The 21,059-nt window shown below is 71.4% G+C and carries 21 protein-coding genes; 7 read left to right on the plus strand and 14 right to left on the minus strand.

Annotated features, from left to right (window positions below; translation table 11 throughout):
• Window positions 1–5: 5 nt before the first annotated feature.
• The 4 genes from ACSHV8_RS32735 to metF all read right to left on the minus strand — a co-directional run bounded on the left by ACSHV8_RS32735 (window position 6) and on the right by metF (window position 2,771).
• Window positions 6–482 carry a MarR family winged helix-turn-helix transcriptional regulator gene (locus tag ACSHV8_RS32735; protein WP_436522072.1) on the minus strand — a complete coding sequence of 159 codons (477 nt, stop codon included), beginning with the start codon at window positions 480–482 and terminating at the stop codon, window positions 6–8.
• 160 nt (window positions 483–642) lie between these two features.
• Window positions 643–1,080: an HNH endonuclease gene (locus ACSHV8_RS32740; protein WP_436522074.1), complete on the minus strand. Its 438-nt coding sequence runs from the start codon at window positions 1,078–1,080 to the stop codon at window positions 643–645.
• Window positions 1,081–1,191: 111 nt separating this feature from the next.
• A complete protein-coding gene (locus ACSHV8_RS32745) occupies window positions 1,192–1,833 on the minus strand; it encodes a CDP-alcohol phosphatidyltransferase family protein (RefSeq protein ID WP_436522076.1) in 642 nt (213 codons plus the stop codon).
• A gap of 14 nt (window positions 1,834–1,847) precedes the next feature.
• Window positions 1,848–2,771, minus strand: coding sequence for a methylenetetrahydrofolate reductase [NAD(P)H] (gene metF, locus ACSHV8_RS32750; protein WP_436522078.1), 924 nt, complete (start codon window positions 2,769–2,771; stop codon window positions 1,848–1,850).
• A gap of 60 nt (window positions 2,772–2,831) precedes the next feature.
• On the opposite strand from metF, the gene ACSHV8_RS32755 reads away from it, so the two are divergent.
• Window positions 2,832–3,902: a polyprenyl synthetase family protein gene (locus tag ACSHV8_RS32755; RefSeq protein WP_436522080.1), complete on the plus strand. Its 1,071-nt coding sequence runs from the start codon at window positions 2,832–2,834 to the stop codon at window positions 3,900–3,902.
• Here the strand turns inward: ACSHV8_RS32755 and ACSHV8_RS32760 are convergent.
• From ACSHV8_RS32760 to ACSHV8_RS32770, 3 genes are read right to left on the minus strand one after another with little or no spacing between them, the layout of a single operon-like run.
• Window positions 3,883–4,242: a lycopene cyclase domain-containing protein gene (locus ACSHV8_RS32760; RefSeq protein ID WP_436522082.1), complete on the minus strand. Its 360-nt coding sequence runs from the start codon at window positions 4,240–4,242 to the stop codon at window positions 3,883–3,885. The genes ACSHV8_RS32755 and ACSHV8_RS32760 overlap by 20 nt on opposite strands.
• The gene (locus ACSHV8_RS32765; protein ID WP_436522084.1) at window positions 4,239–4,565 is read right to left on the minus strand and encodes a lycopene cyclase domain-containing protein; all 327 of its coding nucleotides are present in this window, start codon (window positions 4,563–4,565) and stop codon (window positions 4,239–4,241) included. The genes ACSHV8_RS32760 and ACSHV8_RS32765 overlap by 4 nt, the downstream gene beginning before the upstream one ends.
• 16 nt (window positions 4,566–4,581) lie before the next feature.
• Window positions 4,582–4,932 (minus strand): Rv2175c family DNA-binding protein, encoded by a 351-nt coding sequence (locus ACSHV8_RS32770; protein ID WP_436522086.1) that lies wholly within the window; start codon window positions 4,930–4,932, stop codon window positions 4,582–4,584.
• Window positions 4,933–4,968: 36 nt separating this feature from the next.
• On the opposite strand from ACSHV8_RS32770, the gene ACSHV8_RS32775 reads away from it, so the two are divergent.
• From ACSHV8_RS32775 to ACSHV8_RS32790, 4 genes are all read left to right on the plus strand, one after another.
• Window positions 4,969–5,691 carry a hypothetical protein gene (locus tag ACSHV8_RS32775; protein WP_436522088.1) on the plus strand — a complete coding sequence of 241 codons (723 nt, stop codon included), beginning with the start codon at window positions 4,969–4,971 and terminating at the stop codon, window positions 5,689–5,691.
• 123 nt (window positions 5,692–5,814) lie between these two features.
• A complete protein-coding gene (gene pknB / locus ACSHV8_RS32780) occupies window positions 5,815–7,830 on the plus strand; it encodes a Stk1 family PASTA domain-containing Ser/Thr kinase (protein ID WP_436522090.1) in 2,016 nt (671 codons plus the stop codon).
• Complete coding sequence (locus ACSHV8_RS32785; protein ID WP_436522092.1) at window positions 7,821–8,684, plus strand: deoxyribonuclease IV; 864 nt, start codon at window positions 7,821–7,823, stop codon at window positions 8,682–8,684. Before pknB ends, ACSHV8_RS32785 begins: the two co-directional genes overlap by 10 nt.
• 165 nt (window positions 8,685–8,849) lie before the next feature.
• Window positions 8,850–10,940, plus strand: a complete 2,091-nt coding sequence (locus ACSHV8_RS32790; protein WP_436522094.1) for a LamG-like jellyroll fold domain-containing protein — start codon at window positions 8,850–8,852, stop codon at window positions 10,938–10,940.
• 29 nt (window positions 10,941–10,969) lie between these two features.
• Here ACSHV8_RS32790 and ACSHV8_RS32795 read toward each other — a convergent pair whose 3' ends face one another.
• Together ACSHV8_RS32795 and ACSHV8_RS32800 are read right to left on the minus strand one after the other, a co-directional pair.
• Window positions 10,970–11,776 carry an SAM-dependent methyltransferase gene (locus ACSHV8_RS32795; protein ID WP_436522096.1) on the minus strand — a complete coding sequence of 269 codons (807 nt, stop codon included), beginning with the start codon at window positions 11,774–11,776 and terminating at the stop codon, window positions 10,970–10,972.
• Window positions 11,777–11,887: 111 nt separating this feature from the next.
• Window positions 11,888–12,760, minus strand: a complete 873-nt coding sequence (locus ACSHV8_RS32800) for a LysR family transcriptional regulator (protein WP_436522098.1) — start codon at window positions 12,758–12,760, stop codon at window positions 11,888–11,890.
• Window positions 12,761–12,832: 72 nt separating this feature from the next.
• Between ACSHV8_RS32800 and ACSHV8_RS32805 the strand changes: the two genes are divergently transcribed.
• Window positions 12,833–13,555, plus strand: a complete 723-nt coding sequence (locus tag ACSHV8_RS32805; RefSeq protein ID WP_436522100.1) for a CTP synthase C-terminal region-related (seleno)protein — start codon at window positions 12,833–12,835, stop codon at window positions 13,553–13,555.
• A gap of 56 nt (window positions 13,556–13,611) precedes the next feature.
• Here the strand turns inward: ACSHV8_RS32805 and ACSHV8_RS32810 are convergent, their stop codons facing one another.
• The 5 genes from ACSHV8_RS32810 to ACSHV8_RS32830 all read right to left on the minus strand — a co-directional run bounded on the left by ACSHV8_RS32810 (window position 13,612) and on the right by ACSHV8_RS32830 (window position 20,404).
• Entirely contained in the window at window positions 13,612–14,835 is a 1,224-nt protein-coding gene (locus tag ACSHV8_RS32810; RefSeq protein ID WP_436522102.1) for an IPT/TIG domain-containing protein, read from the minus strand.
• A gap of 14 nt (window positions 14,836–14,849) precedes the next feature.
• Complete coding sequence (locus ACSHV8_RS32815) at window positions 14,850–16,355, minus strand: IPT/TIG domain-containing protein (protein ID WP_436522104.1); 1,506 nt, start codon at window positions 16,353–16,355, stop codon at window positions 14,850–14,852.
• A gap of 44 nt (window positions 16,356–16,399) precedes the next feature.
• Window positions 16,400–17,422: a threonine aldolase family protein gene (locus tag ACSHV8_RS32820; protein WP_436522106.1), complete on the minus strand. Its 1,023-nt coding sequence runs from the start codon at window positions 17,420–17,422 to the stop codon at window positions 16,400–16,402.
• 38 nt (window positions 17,423–17,460) lie between these two features.
• Complete coding sequence (locus ACSHV8_RS32825) at window positions 17,461–18,852, minus strand: class II 3-deoxy-7-phosphoheptulonate synthase (RefSeq protein WP_436522108.1); 1,392 nt, start codon at window positions 18,850–18,852, stop codon at window positions 17,461–17,463.
• A gap of 64 nt (window positions 18,853–18,916) precedes the next feature.
• On the minus strand, window positions 18,917–20,404 hold the full coding sequence (locus ACSHV8_RS32830; RefSeq protein WP_436522110.1) for a glycosyl hydrolase family 18 protein: 1,488 nt from the start codon (window positions 20,402–20,404) through the stop codon (window positions 18,917–18,919).
• 168 nt (window positions 20,405–20,572) lie between these two features.
• Here ACSHV8_RS32830 and ACSHV8_RS32835 point away from each other — a divergent pair, with 168 nt between their 5' ends.
• The gene (locus ACSHV8_RS32835) at window positions 20,573–21,043 is read left to right on the plus strand and encodes a glutathione peroxidase (protein ID WP_436522112.1); all 471 of its coding nucleotides are present in this window, start codon (window positions 20,573–20,575) and stop codon (window positions 21,041–21,043) included.
• Window positions 21,044–21,059: the final 16 nt, after the last annotated feature.

A 21,059-nucleotide genomic window follows, 5' to 3' on the forward strand; every position in this document is an offset into this window, starting at 1 on the left:
AAGGGCTACCGCGGAGCGGAGGAAGCGCGGGCACGGCGGACCGGCTGCGGACCCAGGATCGTCTCGCCGGCCAGCGCGTCGAGGATGCTCAGGAACGCCGCACGGGAGTCCGCCGGGAAACCGGCGAGCGCCTCCTCGTGCACCCGATCGACGATCCGCTGCCCTTCTTCCGCGGTCAGCCGGCCTTTCTCGGTGACCGCGATGATCCGGGCCCGCCGGTCGGTGGCCGACGGGCGACGCTCGGCCAGCCCGCGTTTCTCCAGCTCGTCAACGGTGCTGACCATCGTGGTCTTGTCCAGGCGGGAGACGGCGGCGATCTGGATCTGGGTGCGTTCCTCCTCCAGCGCATGGAGCAGCACGCACTGCATGCGGGGAGTCAGGTCGACCTCGGCCAGCGCGGTGGCCAGGCGGTTGGTCAGCGCGTGGCCGGCCTCGTTGAGCAGGCCGCTGACGTCGAGCTGGGTGCGTTCCGGGGCAGACATGAGACAAGGTTATCCCCGGATCATCCGCAAGCAGACGACCCGGGGAAAGACGCAAGGCGGGGCAAGGAAGAAGCGGGAGCGGGACGGGAATGCGAGCAGAGGGAAGAGAAGGGGGGACGGCCGGCGAGTCCCCGTGTAAAACCCGCCGGCCGCCCGGCTCTCAGGCGAAGGTCACCCAGGCCGGCGCGTACGGCGTCACGCGCAACGGCATCCGGGCCTCCGCGGGCGTCCGGTCGCCCTTCCGGTTGTTGCAGCGGCCGCACGCGGCGACCGTGTTGAGCCATTCGTTTCCGCCGCCGCGCGAGCGGGGCAGGATGTGGTCGATGGTGGTGGCGGTGTCGCCGCAGTAGCCGCAGACCTTCTTGTCGCGGGCCAGCACGCCGGCCCGCGTCCAGCCGGGGCCGCGTCCGCGCCGCCAGCGGGTCACCACGTAGCTGACCAGGCGGACCACGGTGGGCACCTGGTAGACCCCGATGGTCGCGTCCGGCTGCGCCTCGTGCACCACCGCCACTTGACGGAACAGCATCCGGATCGCGTGCCGGAGGCTGACCCGGTGCAGCGGCCCGCAGTCGGCGTTCAGAACCAGAACCGCGCTCATTCCGTTTCACCTCCGTCAACTCTATTTTCCACCACGAATCAGCAGTTCAGAGCGCATTACTGCTGAGGAAGAAAATAGGCGCGGCATCGAAGCCGGACAACTGATTAAAGGTCAGCGCAGAGCGCGGTGGACGACCACCGACAATTGCACCAGGCCGGCTGTTTGCAGCGCCGCCCAGAGCGCCGGCGGCAGCCACGGAAGGTCGGCGAAGGCGAGTGCGGCCAGGCCCAGGCCGGCGATCAGGGCACGGGTGGGCCGTTCGGCGACGGTGACGACGCCGATCTCCGACATGCCGGCCGCGACGGCGCGGGCCCGGATGTACTCGTGCAGCCAGCTCAGGGCGCCGGCGCCGGCCACCAGCCAGCCGGGGGCGCCGGCGATCCAGAACGCGACGAGCCAGGCGGCTTCACCGATGCGGTCGGCGACCGAGTCGTACACGAATCCGGTTCTCGTCACCCGGCCGGAGACCACCGCGACGGCGCCGTCGAGGCCGTCGGCGAGGGCCGCGACCAGCACCAGCACGGCGGCCAGGAGCAGGCTGACCGGGACCGCGGCGGGCACGCCGACACAGATCAGGAGGCCGCAGGTGGTCACCGTCATCGGCGACACCCGCTTCTTGCTCAACCAGAATCCGATTTTGTACGCCGTGAGCACCCACCCACGCACGATCCGCGACCCTTTCCGCGGGTCGAATCCGCCGTGCAGCCCGGACCACGCGATCGCGTAGTCGTCCCAGGTCACCGCAGTCCCCACGGCACTAAAGGCACCTAGGCCGCCACGGCCACGTCCGACGGGGCGAGCCGCTGCCAGACGTCACGCGTCGCGGTCGACCGGTTGAGCGTGATGAAGTGGATGCCCGGCACCCCTTCGTCGAGCAGTCGCGCGCACATCTCGGCGCATTTCTCGACGCCGAGCTCCCGCACCGCCGCCTCGTCGTCGGCGACCTGTTCGAACTCGCGCAGCAGCGCGGGCGGGAACGGCGCCCCGGACAGCTGGGTGGAGCGTTCGATGGTGGCCATCCGGGTCACCGGCATCACCCCGGGCACGATCGGCGTGTCACAGCCCCCGGCCGCGACCCGGTCGCGCAGGCGCAGGTAGTCGTCGGCGTCGAAGAACATCTGGGTGATCGCGTAGTCGGCGCCGGCCCGGCATTTGCGGATGAAGTTCGACGTGTCGGCGGCCACGTCGGCCGAGCGGGGATGTTTGTACGGGAACGCGGCGACGCCGACGCTGAAGTCGCCCGACTCGCGGATCAGCCGGACCAGTTCCTCGGCGTAGAGCACACCCTCGGGGTGCCGCACCCACTCCCCCATCGGGTCGCCCGGCGGGTCGCCGCGCAGGGCGAGCACGTTGCGGATCCCGGCGCCGGCCAGCCGGCCGATGACGTTGCGCAGGTCGGCGATCGAATGGTCGACCGCGGTGAGGTGGGCCATCGGCAGCAGGGTGGTCTCGGCGGCGACCCGCTCGGTGACCGCGACCGTCGTCTCCCGGGTGGTGCCGCCGGCGCCGTACGTGATCGAGACGAAGCTCGGCCGCAGGGACTCCAGTTCCCGGATCGCCTGCCACAGGAGCTGCTCGCCGGCCGGCGTCTTGGGCGGGAAGAACTCGAACGAGAACGTCGGGGCGGCGCCGCGGATCAGCGCGCCGACCGACGGCGTTCCGGGCAGCTTGGAGGGGAGGCCGAGTGACACACCGGCAACTCTACCGGGCCGGTTTCACGGCGAAAGTTCGTGAACAAGTAGCGTCGGGGCGTGACGACTTCCCCGCTCGAGCTGGCCGGCCTCCGGCCTCGCGTGAACCAGGCGCTGACCGATTTCCTGGCCGGGCAGACCGACCGGCTGCTGGCGATCGACCCGGCGCTGGCCGAGGTGGCCGCCACGGTCTCCGAGTTCGTGCTGGGCGGCGGCAAGCGGCTGCGGCCGGCGTTCGCCTACTGGGGGTTCCGCGGGGCCGGTGGCGCCGACTCGGACGGCGTGGTCGCGGCCGTCGCGTCGCTGGAGCTGGTGCAGGCCAGCGCCCTGATCCACGACGACCTGATGGACCGGTCGGACACCCGGCGCGGGGTGCCGTCGGTGCATCGCCGGTTCGAGAAGCTGCACGCCGGTGAGGGCTGGCGCGGCGGTTCGGCCGGGTTCGGCGACTGTGCCGCCGTGCTGCTGGGTGACCTGGCCCTGGTCTGGTCGGACGAGCTGCTGCACGGTTCCGGGCTGCCCCTGGAGGACCTGGCCCGGGCGCGGCCGGTCTTCGACGGGATGCGCACCGAGGTGACCGTCGGGCAGTACCTGGACGTGCTCACCCAGGCGACCGGGGACACGTCGCTGGAGCGGGCCGGCAAGGTGGCGATCTACAAGGCGGCCAAGTACACGGTGGAGCGTCCGCTGCTGCTCGGCGCGGCGCTGGCCGGTGCCGGTCCCGAGGTGCACGCCGCCTATTCGGCGTTCGGCCTGCCCCTGGGCGAGGCGTTCCAGCTGCGCGACGACGTGCTGGGCGTCTTCGGCGACCCGGATCGGACCGGCAAGCCGGCCGGTGACGACCTGCGTGAGGGCAAGCGGACCTACCTGGTCGCGTCCGCGTTCGGCGCGCTCGACGCGGCCGGCCGGGCCGAGCTGGATGCCGCGCTCGGCGATCAGGGCCTGGACGACGCCGGGGTCGAGCGGCTGCGAGCGGTGATCCGGGACAGCGGTGCCCTGGCCGCGACCGAGGCGCGGATCGACGAGCTGATGACCGGTTCGCTGGCCGCGCTGGCCGCGGCGCCGATCGACGACGAGGCCCGGGACGTGCTGCGGCAGCTGGCCGAGGCGGCTACTCGCCGTTCCGTCTGATCCGGTCCCACAGACTCCGGCCCTCACCGGCCATCGGGTGGCGCTGGATGCCGCGACGGCCCAGCGTCACCCACACCGACAGCGTGCTCAGCACCAGAGCGAACCCGAACAGCAGGTCCTCGACGGGCGCGTAGACGAGACGCCATCCGATGATCGCGGCCGGGTCGTACATCACGATGTCGCGCCCGGTCAGGATCCCGTTCGAGATCAGCTGAAAGACGAAGATGATCGGGTAGGTCGCCCAGAAGACGACCCGGCGCACGAGCTTCGTCCGCAGAATCAGAAGATCAAGAGCCAGCGATCCCAGTACGCCGATGAGCGCGGCCGTGGTGTAACTCACTCGTCCCCCGCCGGACGGCGCAGGACCGCGCGCACGGCCTCGAACCCGAGGATCGCGCAGACCGGCACGACCAGGAAGAACAGCACCTCGTCGAGCGGCAGACCGCCCCCGAGGAAGATCCCGGTGATCTGCTCGGGGTCGAAGTGCCAGTGCCCGGCGGCGATCGCGCCCAGGTCCCAGAGGACGAAGACGGCCGCCACCGGCAGCACCGTCAGCAGCAGTCGACGCCATCGTCGCACCACGTTGACCCGCAGGAACGGCTCCAGCCAGAGCGCGCCGGCCAGGCAGCCGACGAGCACGACGACGTACGTCAAATGCCGCATTTGATCTATTTGAAGGTCAGAAGCCGAGCGCCTGGGCGCGCCGCTTGATCTCCCGGGCCAGGTCCCCGCCGAGCGCGATCGCGGCGTTGCCCCCGACGTCGGGATCGGACGCGTACAGCCACCGGAGGGCCTCTTCGTCGTTGTACCCGGCGTCGCGGAGCAAGTTCAGCACGCCGGGCAGGTGCTTCAGCACAGTCTCGTTGGCGACCAGCTCGGCCGGCACCAGACGCACGCCGTCGCGCCGGACGGCGAGCAGGTCGCCGTCCTTGACCATCTGGTTGACCTTGCTGATCGACAGGCCGAGCTTCTCGGACACGTCCGGCAGGTTGACCCATCCGGTGGGTTCGGTAGTGACGGTTTCGCTCACGCGTACAGCGTGCCAGACCAGATCGGAGAACAGTTGATGAGCCTGTGGCGAAGGATGCGCGGCGAGCTCGCCGGGGCCTGGCGCTCGGTCCGCTACGACCTGCGCGGGCGCCCGGGAGAGCGTCCCGAGGGCCCGGACGTGACCTCGACCGGGCTGAGCACGTTCCCCGGATCGCTGATGGAGTGGCGCACCGTGCCGCCGGAGACGAACGCCACACCCCCGCGGCGATTTGTTGCGGTATCGGCCCTGTGCCTGCTCGCGCTGGTCGGCGCGATCGGCTCGTATCTGCTGGTCACGCGCGGTCTCGCGGCCGCCGACGACCGGCCCGAGGCCGCTCCGGCCGTTCCCGCCGCCCCCGCCCCGCCGGCGGTCGAGACCCCGGTGGACCCGGCGACCAGCACCCCGGACGACGCGATCGGCCCGCCGAGCCGCCCGAAAACGGTCCGTCCGGCCCCGACGACCACGGACGCCCCGCCGCCCGAACCGACAAAGACCGACATGTCCGGCACAGCGCCGCAGCGGGCGACCACTCATCGCCCTCCGGTGACCACTCCGGAGTGTGACTGCGTGACTCCCCCGGTTCCGACCCCGACCGTCCCCTCACCGAGCGGCAGCACCGCCTCTGACCCGGGCGGATCCACCTCGGTCGGCCCGTCCGCGACCCCCGGCGGATCGATGGACCCCAGCCCGGGCGTGAGCAGCGGGGACACCGACGGTAAGCAGCGGCACGCCCGCCGACACTGGCCGAAAAACGGATAAAACCGGAATGCCAGCCGGGGCGACTGTCAATCGGCGCAGGTCACAGGGGTTCAGGTACCCGTTTGGACTCAGCTGTGACATCCTGGGTCACCCTCACCGGAAAGACACATACACTTCACGCCGATGGACACCACAGTCGCCGATACGTTGATCGGCACAACGATTGACGGGCGCTACCGGATCACCGGTCGCGTCGCCCGTGGTGGCATGGCGACCGTGTACCGGGCCACCGACGAGCGACTCGGCCGTCCCGTCGCCCTCAAGATCATTCACCCGTCGCAGGCCACGAACGTTCACTTCGTCGACCGGTTCACCGACGAGGCGAAGACGATCGCCCGGCTCACCCACCCGAACGTCGTGGCCGTTTACGACCAGGGCCGCCACCAGGGTCTGCCCTACCTGGTGATGGAGTTCGTGCAGGGCAAGACCCTGCGTGACCTGCTGGCCCAGCGGCGCAAGCTGAGCGCGGTCGAGGCGCTGGCGATCCTGGAGCAGATGCTCGCCGCGATCGCCGCCGCGCACCGCGCCGGTCTGGTCCACCGCGACGTCAAGCCGGAGAACGTGCTGGTCGCCGAGGCACCCAGCGGCGGGACGGCCGACCTGGTGGACGCCGTGGTCAAGGTCGCCGACTTCGGTCTGGCGCGGGCCATCGAGGCGAGCACCGTGGACGAGTCCGGCCAGCTGATGGCCACCGTGGCCTACGTGGCTCCCGAGCTGGTCCAGGCCGGCCAGGCCGACGCCCGCACGGATGTGTACTCGGCCGGCATCGTGCTCTACGAGATGCTCACCGGCCAGGTGCCCTACGACGGCGCCGACCCGGTCGAGGTCGCCTGGCAGCACGTCGACAACGACGTCCCGCCCCCGTCGCGGACCGTTCCCGGCCTGCCGCGGGCACTCGACGAGCTGGTCGCCCGGGCCACCAAGCGCAACCCGTCCGAGCGGCCGACCGACGCCGGCCGGCTGCTCACCGAGGTCCAGGCGGTCCGCGACGGCCTGGGCGCGATCAACCTGCAGACCGCGATGATGCCGCAGGTCCCCGGCCGGCCCCCGGTCGCGGACGCGACGACGATCGTCCCGACCGTGCCCGCGGCCGACGCGACCGCGCTGGTCCCGCCCGTCCCGGGCGGCTATCACCATCCCGGGGCCGGGCAGCGCCCGTCCTGGGCGCGGCTGCCCGAGCAGGGCGGCCCGCCGCGCACGACGGCGTACGGGCGGGGCGCGGCCGACCCGCGCGGCCGGGAGGGTTTCTTCGCCGACCGGCGCCGGGTCACCCTGGTCTCCCTGATCGCGCTGATCGTCCTGGTCGTGGCCGGCAGCACCTGGTGGGTCACCTCCGGGCGGTACACCGACGCCCCGAACCTGATGAACCTGCCGAAGGCGGACGCGCAGGCGGCCGCCGACAAGGCCGGCTTCGGCATCATCTTCGGCGAGCCCGGGCAGTACAGCCCCAACGTCCCGGCGAACTCGGTGGTCAGCCAGAACCCGGCCCCCGGCGACAAGGTGGTCAAGGGCGACACGCTCACCCTGTTCCTGTCGCTCGGCCCCGAGGTGCACCCGGTGCCCGACGTGGCCGGGCAGGAGGCGGCCGCGGCCAAGGCCTCGATCGAGGAGCTCGGCCTGAAGTACAAGCAGGCCAAGGGCGCCTACAGCGACACCGTCCCGGAGGGCGTGGTCGTCTCGACCAACCCGAAGGTCGGCACCGAGCTGAAGCCCGGCGACACGGTCACCGTGACGCTGAGCCTGGGCCGCGCCCCGATCACCGTGCCCAAGCTGACCGGGCTCAACATCAACGAGGCCCGCGCCAAGCTGCAGGAACTCGGCCTGACCGCGCTGGAACGCACCAAGGACAGCGACCAGCCGGCCGACCAGGTCCTGGCCCAGACCCCCGCGGCCGGCACCGGCGTGGAGAAGAACGCCGAGATCACCCTCGACGTGAGCAAGGGCCCGCCGCTGGTCACCGTCCCCGACGTGAACAACCAGCCCTGCGCCCAGGGCGAAAGCACACTGAAGAACCTCGGTCTGCAGGTCCAGGTCAACAACCTGAACCCGCTGAACCCGGGCGCCACCGTCCACCAGCAGAACCCGGGACCGAACTCGCAGGTCCAGCCCGGCTCGGGAGCGCAGATCACGTGCTTCTAGACCGCCGGATCGGGTCGCACACGAAGACGTCGGGCGGGCTGGCCAAGGCCGCCCTCCCGTACGTCGACGCCGCCGGGTCGGAGACGCTGCAGGTGTACGTCTCCAACTCGCGCGGCTGGGCGCTGCCGGCCGGCGACCCGAAGCAGGACACGCTGTTCCGCGACGGGATCGGCGAGCGCGAACTGCCCGCGTACATCCATGCCTCTCTTCTGGTGAATCTCGGATCACCGACCGAGCTCACGGTGGAACGCTCGATCGCCACCCTGGAGCACGCCCTGCGGCGCGGGAAGGCGATCGGCGCGACCGCGGTCGTCTACCACGCCGGCAGCTCGGTCGACGAGGCGCACGCCGAGAAGGCCATGCACCAGCTACACGAGCAGCTGCTGCCGCTGCTGGAGACGGCCGCCGCCGAGGGCCTGCCCCGGCTGCTGGTCGAGCCGAGCGCCGGTGGCGGCCGCAGCCTGGCCTCCAAGGTGCAGGACCTGGAGGCCTACCTGGCCGCGGTCGACGGGCACCCGTGGCTGGGCGTCTGCTTCGACACCTGCCACGCCTGGGCCGCCGGGCACGACCTGGCCACCCCGGGCGGCATGACCGAAACCCTGGACGCGCTGGTGACGGCGGCCGGGGCCGGACGGCTCCAGCTGATCCACGCGAACGACTCGAAGGACGCCTGCGGTTCGACCCGCGACCGGCACGAGACGATCGGGAAGGGCACGATCGGGACGGCCCCGTTCGCGGAACTGTTCAACCATCCGGCGACGACCGGCGTGCCGATCATCGTGGAGACGCCGTCGGTCGAGCACGAGGGCCACGCGGCCGACATCGCCCTGCTCAAGGGCCTGCGCGACACCTGACCCGTTCGGTGATCTTGAAGGGGCCGTCCGGCGGTTGGCCGGGCGGCCCCTTTCGCGTTTCCTCGGTGACGTCAGTAAGAGGTGTCCTCTGCCGGCGCCGGATTCCTCGTCGGCGTCCGCGGCAGGCTCCTCGATGACTCTGCGGAACATGAGGAGGCCGGGCCGGTGGACGACACGCGCGGGCCCGGGATCGACACTCCGGCCGGATACACCCGGTTGCGCCGGATCGGCTCCGGCGCCGAGGCCGACGTCTACCAGGCCTGGGAAGAGCACACCGGGACGTGGACGGTGCTGCGGCTGTTCCACGGCTACATCGCCGGACGCCTCCAGGAACAGGACTTCACCGACCGGTACGGATCAGCGGCCCGGCTCGGTGGGCACCCGGGCATCGTGCCGGTCCGGGCCGGCGGGATCACCGCGACCGGCCGCGCCTGGCTCGCCACCGACCTCGTCGACGGCGACACCCTGGCCGACCGGCTGGCCGTCGGGCCGATGCCGCTGGACGACGCGCTCGCCCTCACCGCCGTCCTGGCCGACGCTCTGGCCTGGGCCCATGCCACGCAACCGCCGATGACGCACGGCCGGATCGACGCCGAGCACGTGCTGCTGACACCGGACGGGCGGCCGATGCTCACCGGGTTCGCGCTCGCCGCCGGACGCCGCTCGACCCGCGCCGACGTGGCCGCACTCGCCGCGCTGCTCGGACACGCCCTGACCGGCCGTCCGGGAATGATCAGTGGACTGCCGCCCGCGCTCGCCGCCGTCCCGGGGCTGGCCCGGCTGCTCTCCGACGGGCTGTCGACCAACTCGGCGGCCGAATTCGCCTACCGCCTGCGCGATGTGACGGCACGCCGCTTCCCGACCGCGCTCGCCGCGCCGTCCGGGACCTATCCGGCGGTGCACGCCCCTTCGGGCGCGTTCTCGGTGCTGCATGCGCCTTCGGGCGCATTCTCGATCCTGCACTCGCCCGGCGCTCACCCGGCGCCGCACGGGTCCGGCGGTTTTCCGGCATCGCGCAAGGGCGGCCCTCACGCTGCGCCGCACTCGCCCGGCGGTCACGCGGCCGACGGTCATCCGGCCGGCGGTCATCCCGTGTCCGGCGCCTACCCGGTGCTGTCCGACGCGATGGCCGCGCGGCTCACCGCTCCGGCCGCGGGGCAATCTTCGCTTTCCTCCAAAAAAATCCCTTCGCCGTACGGCGGAAAGCGCCGTCGCCTGGCTGGAATCGTGGCTCTGGCCGCGGTCGCGGTCCTCGCCGTCGCCGCCGGCGTGGTGCACGCCACCGGAGGCCGGACGTCCTCCGACGCTGCCGTCCCGCTCACGGGCGGCGCCGGCGGCGCGGCAATCGGCAACGGTGATGCGGCGGCAAGCAACGGCAACGCGTCGGCGGCCGGCAACGCGGGCGCCGCGGCCGGTGGAGGCAACGCGTCGGCCGGCGATGGCAACGCGTCGGCCGGCAGCGGCAACACGTCGGCCGGTGGAGGCACGGTCGGCGCGGGCGATGCCGCAGCCGGCTCCGGCAACACCGGGGCTGGTACCGGCAACACCGCGGTCGGTGCCGGCGCGACGGCATGCCCACCGGCCACCACCGACCTGGCCACCGGCAGTAACACCGCCCCGGCGCTGTGGTGGCCGCTCGACGGGAACGCGGGCACGATCGCCTGCGACGCGTCCGGGAACGGGAACACCGCGACGCTCGGCTCCGCGGCGGGCTGGCGCAGCGCCGCCCCGAAAGCGCTCAGCCTGACCGCGGCGACCGGCGACAGCTACGCCGCGGGGCGTGCTCCGGCGGTCCGGACCGATCGCAGCTTCACGGTGATGGCCTGGGTGTATCTGACCGACAAGAGCGGTCCGCACGGCGTGCTGTCCCAGCCGGGCAAGGTGAGCAGCGGTTTCAACCTCAAGTACGAGAAGTCGACCGACTCGTGGCGGCTCACCATGCCGCGGACGGACTCCCGGAGCCCGGTCGTGGACGGGCCGTCGTCGACGAGCCGGCCGGCCCTGAAGACGTGGACGCACCTGGCCGCCCGGTACGACGCCGGGTCGGGGAAGATCACGCTCTTCGTGAACGGGCGAGACGAGGACAGCGCCGAACATCCACGGTCGTGGAACGCGACCGGGGCCGCTCAGATCGCCCGGTCCTGGTACAACGGCGCGTGGACCGATCGTCTGGCCGGGGCGGTCACGGATGTGCGGGCCTATCAGGAGGCGCTGCCCAGCGACGAGATCACCGCCATCAGCAAGCTCAAGCCGTAGCCGCCTCCGCGACCCCAGAGGCGGCGGGTTCAGGGTTTGCGGGCGACCGCCCCGAACTCGTCCACCTCGCGCAGGTCGTCGCCGGAGGCGTCGGTGGCCGGGCGCCAGCGCGAGCACGGGACCAGGCCCGGCTCCAGGATCTCCAGGCCGTCCAGGAAGCGGGCGAGTTCGTCCGGGTGGCGCAGGTGGTAGCTGAGCGGCGCGTTCGCGTTCCACACCCCGATCGCCGCCTCGAATGCCGGCCCGTCGAGCACGTTCGTCCCGTCGGCGGTGATCAGGTAGCTGCCCGGCGGCAGGCCGGCCAGCAGTTCCCGGGCGATCGTGACCGCCTGTTCGAGGTCGGGCACGTGACCGAGGATGTTCATCAGGATGAGCCCGACCGGCCGGTTCAGGTCGAGGGTCGCCCCGGCCGCTTCCAGGATCGTCGCGGGCGCGTGCAGGTCGGCGTCGGCATACACCGTCCGGCCTTCGGGGGTGCTGGTCAGCAGCGTCCGCGCGTGTGACAGGACCAGTGGGTCGTTGTCGACGTAGACGATCGACGCGTCGGGTGCGGCGGCCTGCGCCACCTGGTGTGTGTGCTCGGCCGACGGCATGCCGGTGCCGACGTCCAGGAACTGCCGGATCCCGGCGTCGCGCACCAGGAACGTGACGGCCCGTTTGAGGAATGCCCGCGAGTGCCGCGCGACCACGGTGATGTCCGGGTAGAGCTTGGCGAAGTCGTCGCCGACGGCCCGGTCGACCGGGAAGTTGTCCGTGCCGCCCAGCCAGTAGTTCCACACCCGGGCGGAGTGCGGCACACCGGTGTTCAGCGCGGCGATGGCGTCACTCTCGGTCATGTTGCGCCTCCCGGCTCTCACGTCCGACGCTCAGCCTACGCCGCCTCCCCCCGGTGTCCACTATGGATTCTTCTGGTGAGGCGGCTCGCGGGCTCGACCGGGCCGATGGATTCAGCCGGCCAGGAGCGCGGCCAGGCGGCTGGCCGGCTCGGCCGGGTCGTCGGCGCCCGGGGCCCGCAGCAGTTCGACCCGGTGCACCAGGCGGGGTGCGCCGAGCCGGACCGCGACCAGGTCGGCCCGGCCCGCGACCAGCCACTCCGGGAGGACGGCGAGGCCGTGGCCGGCGGCGATCAGGCCGGTGAGGACTGTCGACTCGGCACCCTCGTAGCGCAGGCCGGCCCGCAGCCCGTCGACCGGGAGCCGCTGGAAGGGGGCCACGCCGGGGGCGTCGATCCAGTACGCGTCGGCCAGGTCGGCGAGATCCACCGACGGCCGCCGGGCCAGCGGGTGCCCGGCCGGGACGGCGACGACCGCCGGGCTCTCGGTCACCCGCAGTGATCGCGGGTCGCCGGGCTCGGGCAGGCGCAGCGGGTCGCTCGGGGCGGTGAAGCCGTCGACCAGGCCGAGGTCGAGCGCGCCGGTGGCGGTGGCGGCGACGACCCGGTCCAGGTCGGTGACGTGCAGGCGGGCCGAGAGGCGGACGGACTCGGCGCGGATCCGGGTCAGGGCCGCGGCGACCGGGCCGGACCAGGCGAGCGGGGTCAGGCCCAGGGTGAGGCGGCCGGGTGGCGCGGACGTGCGGGTCACGTCGGCGCGAGCGGCCTCAAGACGTACGAGCAAGATCTTGGCATGGCCGAGAAGCCGCTCACCGGCCTCGGTCAGGCCGACCGGACGTCTGGTCAGCAACGGGGTGCCCAGGTCGGCCTCCAGGGCGGCGATCTGCTGGGAGACGGCCGACTGGGTGAAGTTCAGGCGCTCGGCGGCGGCCGAGAACGAGCCGGTCCCGGCGACCTCGGCGAAGGTGCGCAGCAGATGGGGATCCACATCAGGAACCCTAATACGGCATGCAGTAACGATCGTTGGACCTGATCTCGGTCGCGGGACGACGATGAGCGCATGATTTCGATCGCATTGGTCGGTGACCGGTCACCGACGGTTCGCGCGCACGGCCGGATCCCGATGATCGTGGACGCTCTTCGCGAGAGCGAGGGCCTCGACCTGGACGTCTACTGGGTGCCGACCCCGGCCGCCGAGGACCCGGAGGCGCTGCGCGGGTTCTCCGGGATCTGGCTCGTGCCCGGCAGCCCGTATCGGAGCGAGGCCGGCGCGGTGGGTGCGGTCCGGATCGCGCGGACCGAGGGCATCCCGTTTCTCGGCACGTGCGGCGGGTTCCAGCACGCGATGCTGGACTTCGCCCGGGACGTCTGCGGGTTCACCGGCGCACGGCACGCGGAGAACGGGCCGGCCGGGGAGGACGACCTGATCGTGGAGCTGTCCTGCTCGCTGGCCGGGCACGAGGCGGCCGTGGACCTGGTGCCCGGCTCGCTGGTGGAGCGGCTGCTCGGGGCGACGCGGACGGTGGAGCGGTATCACTGCTCGTACGGGCTCTCCCCCGCCTACCTGGAGCTGTTGCAGGCCCACGGCATGCGGTTCACCGGGCACGACCGGTCGGGCGAGGTGCGGGTGGCCGAGCTGCCCGGCCACCCGTTCTTCCTGGCCTCGCTCTTCCAGCCGGAGCTGTCCGGCGAGGGTGCCCACCCGTTGATCCGCGGCTTCGCCCGCGCGGCCGGTGCCACGAGCCGGCCGGTCCTGAGCGGGCCGGCCGGACCGAACGCCTAGCGCCCCCGGCGCCGAGTGGCATCGGGGGCGCTGGGCGCCGGGCAGGAAAGCCGGAACTAGTTGTCGGTGTAGCTGAAGATCGACGCGGCCGTGAAGTGGCTGGCCTTCCCGGAGCCCGAGGTGAAGCTCACCGCCACCGGCCCGCCCTGGGTCGCCGTCGGCACCGTGCACTGGAAGGCCAGCGTCGACCCGGACCCCTGCTTGACGCACTCGGCCGGGTTGTCGCCGAACTTGAATCCGGTCGAGTCGGCCGCGCTCGCCCCGGCCACCCGGACCACGACCCGGGTGCCCCCGGCGATCGTGTCGGACTTGGCCGACAGGCTGGTGACGACCGGTGCGATGCTGACGTCGGACGCCTCGCCGGCGATGTTGTCGTGGGTGACGGTGAGCGACGCCGTGTCGGTGGCCAGGGCCGGCATGAGGACCCTGACGTGGGTCTCGTCGACCCAGGTGGCGGTCAGGGACTTCTTGCCGGCCAGGACCGCGATCCGCTCGGCGGTGAACTCCTTGGCCGAGCCGCCGACCGTGCCGCCGCTGATGGTCAGCAGCAGCGGGCCGCCGCTGGCCTTGGCGGTCGGGTTGTCGGTGATGTCGACGCCGAGCGCGGCCCGGTAGTTCACCTTGCTGGAGTTGTTGGCCTCGCTCGACCCGCCGGTCGAGGTGATCTTGACGGTGGCCGGGCCGTTCGCCCCGGCCGGGGCGACCGCCGTGATCTTGGTGGCGGACACGACGGTGACCGCGGTGGCGGCCGCGTCGCCGAACATGACGGCCTGCGGGTCGGACGCGTCGACCCCGAGGAAGCCGTTGCCGCTGACGGTCACCAGGGTGCCGCCGATCGAGCTGAGCTTGGTCGGGACCACCGAGACGACGCCCGGGTAGTACGCGACCGTCGAGGTGGACTCCGGCCCGGCCGTACCCTTGCGGAACAGCTGCATGGTGACCGCGCTCGCGTTGGTGGTGGCCGGCGCGGTGACCTTGATGTGGGTCTCGTCCACGTAGGCCACCTGCGCCGACTGCCCGCCGACCCGGGCGGTGACCCGCATCGCGCTGAACGCCTGCGGCGTGGATCCGACGGTGCCGCCGGTGACAGTCACCGGGATGACCGTGCCGCCGGTCGAGCGGGCGGCGGTCCGGTCGGTGAAATCGGCTCCCAGCTGGATCGGGTCGGCCTGGGCGGTGACCCGGCCGGAGGCGTAGGCGCTGCTGGAGACGCCGGCGGCCAGGAGAGCGGCCACGGTGGCGGCCCCCGCCGCGGCGCGGGACTTCTTCGAGTACGTCATTGCGGCCCTCCTGATCAGTCGATGTCGGTGTAGCTGAACGCCGCGCCCGGGGTGAACTTGCTCGTCGTCCCGGTTCCGGCGGTGAAGGTGACCCAGACCGGGCCGGGCTGCGTGGCGGCCGGCACGGTGCAGGTGTAGACGAGCCCGGAGCCGGTGCCGCTGCCCGGGCAGACGGCCGGGTTGGAGCCGAACATGAAGTTCGTCGCGGTGGCGACGCCGGCGCCGGCCACCCGGACCTTGATCGTGGCGCCGCCGGTGAGCGTGCTGTTCACGGTGGACAGGCTGGTCACGACCGGCGCGACCGGCACGGTGACCGGCGGGCCGGCGACCACGTCCTGCCACAGGATCAGGTCGACGTTCTCGGCGGTGAGCGGCGGGACGGTGACCTTGAGGTGGGTCGGGTCGACGTAGGTGGCGGCGAGTTTGGTGTTGCCCATCCGTACGGTGATCGCCGCCGCCGTGAACTCGGCGACGTTGGCGCCGAGCGTGCCGCCGGTGACGCTCAGCAGGTGCACCCCGCCGCTGGCCCGCAGGTACTGCCCGCTGTCGAGGGCCAGCGGGGTGCGGTAGGAGACCTTCGCCGCCGTCGCGTCCGGGCTGCTGCCGCCCGGGGTCGTCACCTTCACCGCGGCGTTCCCGGCGGCCGCGGGCGGGACGACGGCCTCGATCTGGACCGGGGAGATCACGTTGACGTACGTCGCCGGCACGCCACCGATCGTGACGGCCCCGGTGTCGGTCTCGTCCACCCCGCCGAACCCGGTGCCCATGATCTTGACGGTGTCCCCGCCGGCCACGCCGACCGAGCCGGGCGTCACCGTGGACACCACCGGGAAGTAGTTGACCACCGAGCTGGACTCGGGCCCGGTGAATCCTTCCTGGACCAGCTGGATCTTGCTGGGCACGGCCTTGGTGGTCGCGGGCAGGGTGATCCGCACGTGGCTGTCGTCCAGCCAGACCACCTTGGTGGTGGAGATGCCGCCCACCTTGGCCGTGATCTTCAGGGCGGCGAACTGGGAGGAGGTGGCGCCGACGCTGCCACCGGTGACCGCGGCGATGACGTCGGTGCCGCCGGTCGCCTTGGCCGAGAGGGTGTCGAAGTCGGCGTTCAGCTGCATCCGGTAGCCGAAGATGGAGGTGGTGTTCTTACTGGTCCCGCCGCCGGTGACGACCGTGATCAGCGCGTTGCCGGTGTTCGGCGGGGAGATCGCGATGATCTTGGTGTCGGAGACGAACCGGATCTCGGCGGCCGGCTGGTCGCCGAACATCACCGAGGCGACGTCGTCGGAGTCGATGGTCTTGAAGCCCGAGCCCCAGATGGTCACCGGCGTCCCGCCCTCGACGACCCCCATGAGCGGCGTGATGCTGGAGACGACCGGGCCGACGTCGGCGGCGGCCCGGACCATGGCCGTCGCGGAGTACGCGGCGGTCGGTTCGGCAATGGCGACCGTGACGGTGCCGGCAACGGCTACCACGGCTGCGGTGAATGCGCTGGCCCTCCGGGCCCGAGTTGTCTTCGTCATAGCGAGGACTTGTATCGGGCCCGGCGGGCCGCAGTTGCGGAAAGTCAGGCCAGCAATACGGTGAGTACCGAGATCGCCTCGTCGATGCCTTCGTCGTCCACATCCAGGTGCACCACGAGCCGGGCCAGCTGCGGCAGCATCGCTGCGATCATGACGCCCCGGCGGGCCGCCTCGGCAGCCAGTTCCGGCGCGTCGACCGAGGCCTTGGTCAGGTCCAGCGGGACCAGGTTGGTGCGCACCTTCTCCGGGTCGACCACGCCGAGCGGGGCCAGGCCCTCGGCCAGCCGGCGGGCCCGCGCGTGGTCCTCGGCGAGCCGCTCGACGTGGTGGTCGAGCGCGTACCGCCCGGCCGCGGCCAGGATGCCGGCCTGCCGCATGCCGCCGCCCATCCGCTTGCGGATCACACGAGCCCGGGCGATCCGCTCCCGGCTGCCCACGACCAGCGAGCCGACCGGGGCCCCGAGACCCTTGGACAGGCAGACCGAGAGCGTGTCGAAGAGCGCGCCGTAACTGGCCAGCGGCACGCCGTCGGCGATGTGCGCGTGCCAGATCCGGGCGCCGTCGCAGTGCAGGGCCAGGTGCTGGGCGTCGGCCACGGCACGCAGGTCGCGCAGCGTGGCCAGCGGGATCACGCCGCCACCGCCCAGGTTGTGGGTCTGCTCGACGGCGATCGCCGCGGTCGGCACGGACGGGAAACCGGACGGGCGGATCATCGCGGCGATCCGGTCCACGTTGAGCGCGGCGCCGGTGGCCGCCCAGGTCCGGGTGGAGATGCCGCCCAGCAGCGCGGCCGCGCCCAGCTCGTAGGTCACCACGTGCGCGTCCGACCCGGCCAGCAGCTCCCCGCCGGGCGGGGCGACCAGCTGCAGCGCGATCTGGTTGGCCATCGTTCCGGACGGGGCGAACAGCGCCGCCTCGTGCCCGAACATCCGGGCCACGTGCTGTTCGAGCGCGTTGACGGTCGGGTCGTCCCCGAACACGTCGTCGCCGACGACGGCGGTGGCCATCGCCTCCCGCATCCCGTCGGTGGGACGCGTGACCGTGTCCGAGCGCAGATCAACAACCACGGGACGCCTCCGGGAAAGAGCGGCGGAGAGAACGCGGATCAGCCACGGAGCATCTCCGCGACCAGGAAGGCCAGCTCCAGGCTCTGCTGGGTGTTCAGGCGCGGGTCGCAGGCGGTCTCGTACCGGTCCGGCAGGTCCAGGTCCTCGATGCCCTGCGCGCCGCCGAGGCACTCGGTGACGTCCTCACCGGTCAGTTCGATGTGGATGCCGCCCGGGTGGGTGCCGAGGCCGCGGTGCACCTCGAAGTAGCCCAGCACCTCGTCGACGATCCGGTCGAAGTGCCGGGTCTTGTAGCCGTTGGACGACTCGTGCGTGTTGCCGTGCATCGGGTCGCACTGCCAGACCACCTTGGCCCCGGTGGCGTGCACCTTCTCCACGATCGGCGGGAGCGCGTCGCGCACCTTGCCGTTGCCCATCCGGCTGATCAGGGTGAGCCGGCCCGGGATGTTCTCCGGGTTCAGCTTCTCGCACAGCTCGATCGCGGTCTCCGGGCTGGTGCCGGGGCCGATCTTGACGCCGATCGGGTTGGAGATGCGGCTGATGAAGTCGATGTGCGCGTGGTCGAGCTGGCGGGTGCGCTCGCCGATCCAGAGGAAGTGGCCGGAGAGCCCGTACGCCTTGCCGCCGGAGACCCGGGTCAGGGCGCGGTCGTACTCCAGCGCGAGCGCCTCGTGGGAGCAGTAGAGGCTGACCGTACGCAAAGCCTCGTTGTCGGTCATGCCGCAGGCGCGGATGAAGTCGAGCGCGCGGTCGATCTCCCGGGCGATCGCCTCGTAGCGCTCACCGGCCGGGGAGGCCCGGACGAAGTCCTTGTTCCAGTCGTGCAGCCCGTGCAGGTCGGCCAGGCCGCCGGCCAGGTAGGCGCGGAGCATGTTCATCGCGGCGGCCGAGTTCGCGTACGCCCGGATCATGCGCTGCGGGTCGGCGACCCGCGCCTTCTCGTCCGGCTCCAGCGCGTTGATCATGTCGCCGCGGTACGCCTGGAGGCCCAGCGAGTCGGTCAGCGACGAGCGCGGCTTGGTGTACTGCCCGGCGACGCGCGCGACCTTGACGACCGGCATCGACGCCCCGTACGTCAGCACCACCGCCATCTGCAGCAGCGTCCGCGCGTTGGCGAGCAGGTGACTCTCGGTGTTGTCGGCGAACGTCTCGGCGCAGTCGCCGCCCTGGAGCAGGAACGCCTTGCCCTCGCACACCTCGGCGAGCCGGGCCCGGAGCTGGTCGACCTCGTACGGCGCGACGATCGACGGAACGTTGCCGAGAACCTCGCAGACCGAGGCGACCTCGGCCATGTCGGGCCAGGGCGGCATCTGCACCCGGGGTAGAGCACGCCAGCGGTCGAGGCCCAGGGCCTCGTCCTCGGCGGAGTCGGTGGACGGACGGGAGGTCGCGACTCCCGGGTGACTGAGCTGATGCCACTCACGGCGCATGAGGTAGAGCCTACGAAAACGGGGCACCGGGCCTGGACCCGGTGCCCCGCATTCAACTATTCGATCAGAGGTTGTTCTTGATCGAGGTGATCAGCTCACCGTTGCTGGTGTCGCCGGAGAACTCCCAGAAGAAGGCGCCGCCGAGACCCTGGTTCTTGGCGTACGTCATCTTCCCGGCGATCGTCGACGGGGTGTCGTAGCTCCACCAGTTGCTGCCGCAGTAGGCGTACGCCGTCCCCGCGACCGTGCCGGTGGCCGGGCAGCTGCCCTTGAGGACCTTGTAGTCCTCGATGCCGGCCTCGTAGGTGCCGGGGGCCGCGCCGGTCGCCGAACCGCCCGGAGCCGCCTGGGTGACCCCGGTCCAGCCGCGGCCGTAGAAGCCGATGCCGAGCAGGATCTTGCTGGCCGGAACGCCCTTGCTCTTCAGCTTCTGGATCGCCGCGTCGGAGTAGAAGCCGGCCGTCGGGATACCGGTGTACGAGGTCAGCGGCGAGTGCGGGGCGGTCGGGCCCTGCGCCGCGAACGCGCCGAAGTAGTCGTAGGTCATCGGGAAGACCAGGTTCAGCTTCGAGATGCCGGAGGCGTAGTCGGCCACGTCCAGCTTGCCGCCGTTGGAGCCGTCGGCCGAGATCGCCGAGGTGACCAGGAAGCTCGAACCGAACTTGTTGCGCAGCGCGGTGATGACCTTGTTGTACGAGTCCGGGCCGGACGCGTCGCAGCTCAGGCCACAGGCGTTCGGGTACTCCCAGTCGACGTCGATGCCGTCGAAGACGTCCGACCAGCGGGAGTCCTTGACCAGGTTGTAGCAGGAGTCGGCGAACGCGGTCGGGTTCGCGGCGGCCTGGGTGAAGCCACCGGACCAGGTCCAGCCGCCGAACGACCAGATCACCTTGATGTTCGGGTACTGCTTCTTCAGCTTGCGCAGCTGGTTGAACGAACCCCGCAGGGCGCCCGCGTCCCAGGTGTCGGCCACGCCGTCGACGCTCTCGGCCGCGGAGTAGGCGCGGTCGTAGTCGGCGTACGAGTCACCGATCGAGCACTGCCCGCCGGTGGTGTTGCCGAACGCGTACAAAATGTGGGTCAGCTTGGCCGCCGAACCGGACGTCACCAGGTTCTTGACGTGGTAGTTGCGGCCGTAGATGCCCCACTCGGCGAAGTAGCCGACGACGTTCTTCCCGCTGGTGCCCGGAGGAGCGGTGGTCGGGCTGGTCGTCGGGCTGCTGGTCGGCGACGCGGTCGGCGAGACCGTCGGGCTCACCGTCGGGGAAGCGGTCGGGGATGACGTCGGGGTGGTCGTGCCGCCGCACACGCCGTTGTCGATCCAGACGTCCCACTGGCCGCTGTGCGTGGCCGGCGACTCGTTCTGGGTCCACCACTTGGCGGTGTAGTTGTGGCCGCTCTGCGAGGCGACGTTGTCCTTGACGTAGGTGGCGGTGGCAGACCAGGCGGTGGCACACGCGGTCGCCGCGTTCGCCTGCACGAGCGGGACCGAGGCCGAGGCTCCGATCACCACCGCACTGACGAGCAGCGCCCGGCGGAGGGTTTTGCCCACGGGGTCTCCTTTAATATTTAGGAAACTTTCCAGAAAGAGGATGTAGAGACCGTAGTCACATCGATTAACACGAGTCAAGCCTGGTGACGACCTTTAAGGTTTCGTTAACAGCGACCACGGGATGAACACGGCGTGCATTCAAGCCACTACACCGCGTAGGCTTCGACCATGACCATCTTCGACGTCGACATTGACGCCCTCACCGGCGGCACGACCGATTTGGACCGCTACCGCGGATCGGTTCTGCTGGTGGTCAATGTGGCCTCGCGCTGCGGACTGACCCCGCAGTACGACAAGTTGCAGCCCCTCTACGACACCTATCGCGACCGCGGTCTGGTGCTGCTCGGCGTGCCCTGCGACCAGTTCGGCAACCAGGAGCCCGGCAGCGCGACCGAGATCGACGAATTCTGCCGGACCACGTACGGCGTGACGTTCCCGATGACCGAGAAGGTCGAGGTCAACGGGGCCGGGCGGCACCCCCTCTACGCCGAGCTGATCGGCGGCGGCCCGGACATCCAGTGGAACTTCGAGAAGTTCGTGGTCGCCCCGGACGGCACGGTGGCCGCCCGCTTCAGCCCACGCGTCGAGCCGGACGATCCCGAGCTGGTCGCGACCGTCGAGAAGCTGCTGCCCCACTGAGCCGCCCGATGCGCGA

It is taken from the genome of Actinoplanes sp. HUAS TT8, from assembly GCF_051380535.1.
Classification (GTDB): Bacteria; Actinomycetota; Actinomycetes; order Mycobacteriales; family Micromonosporaceae; genus Actinoplanes.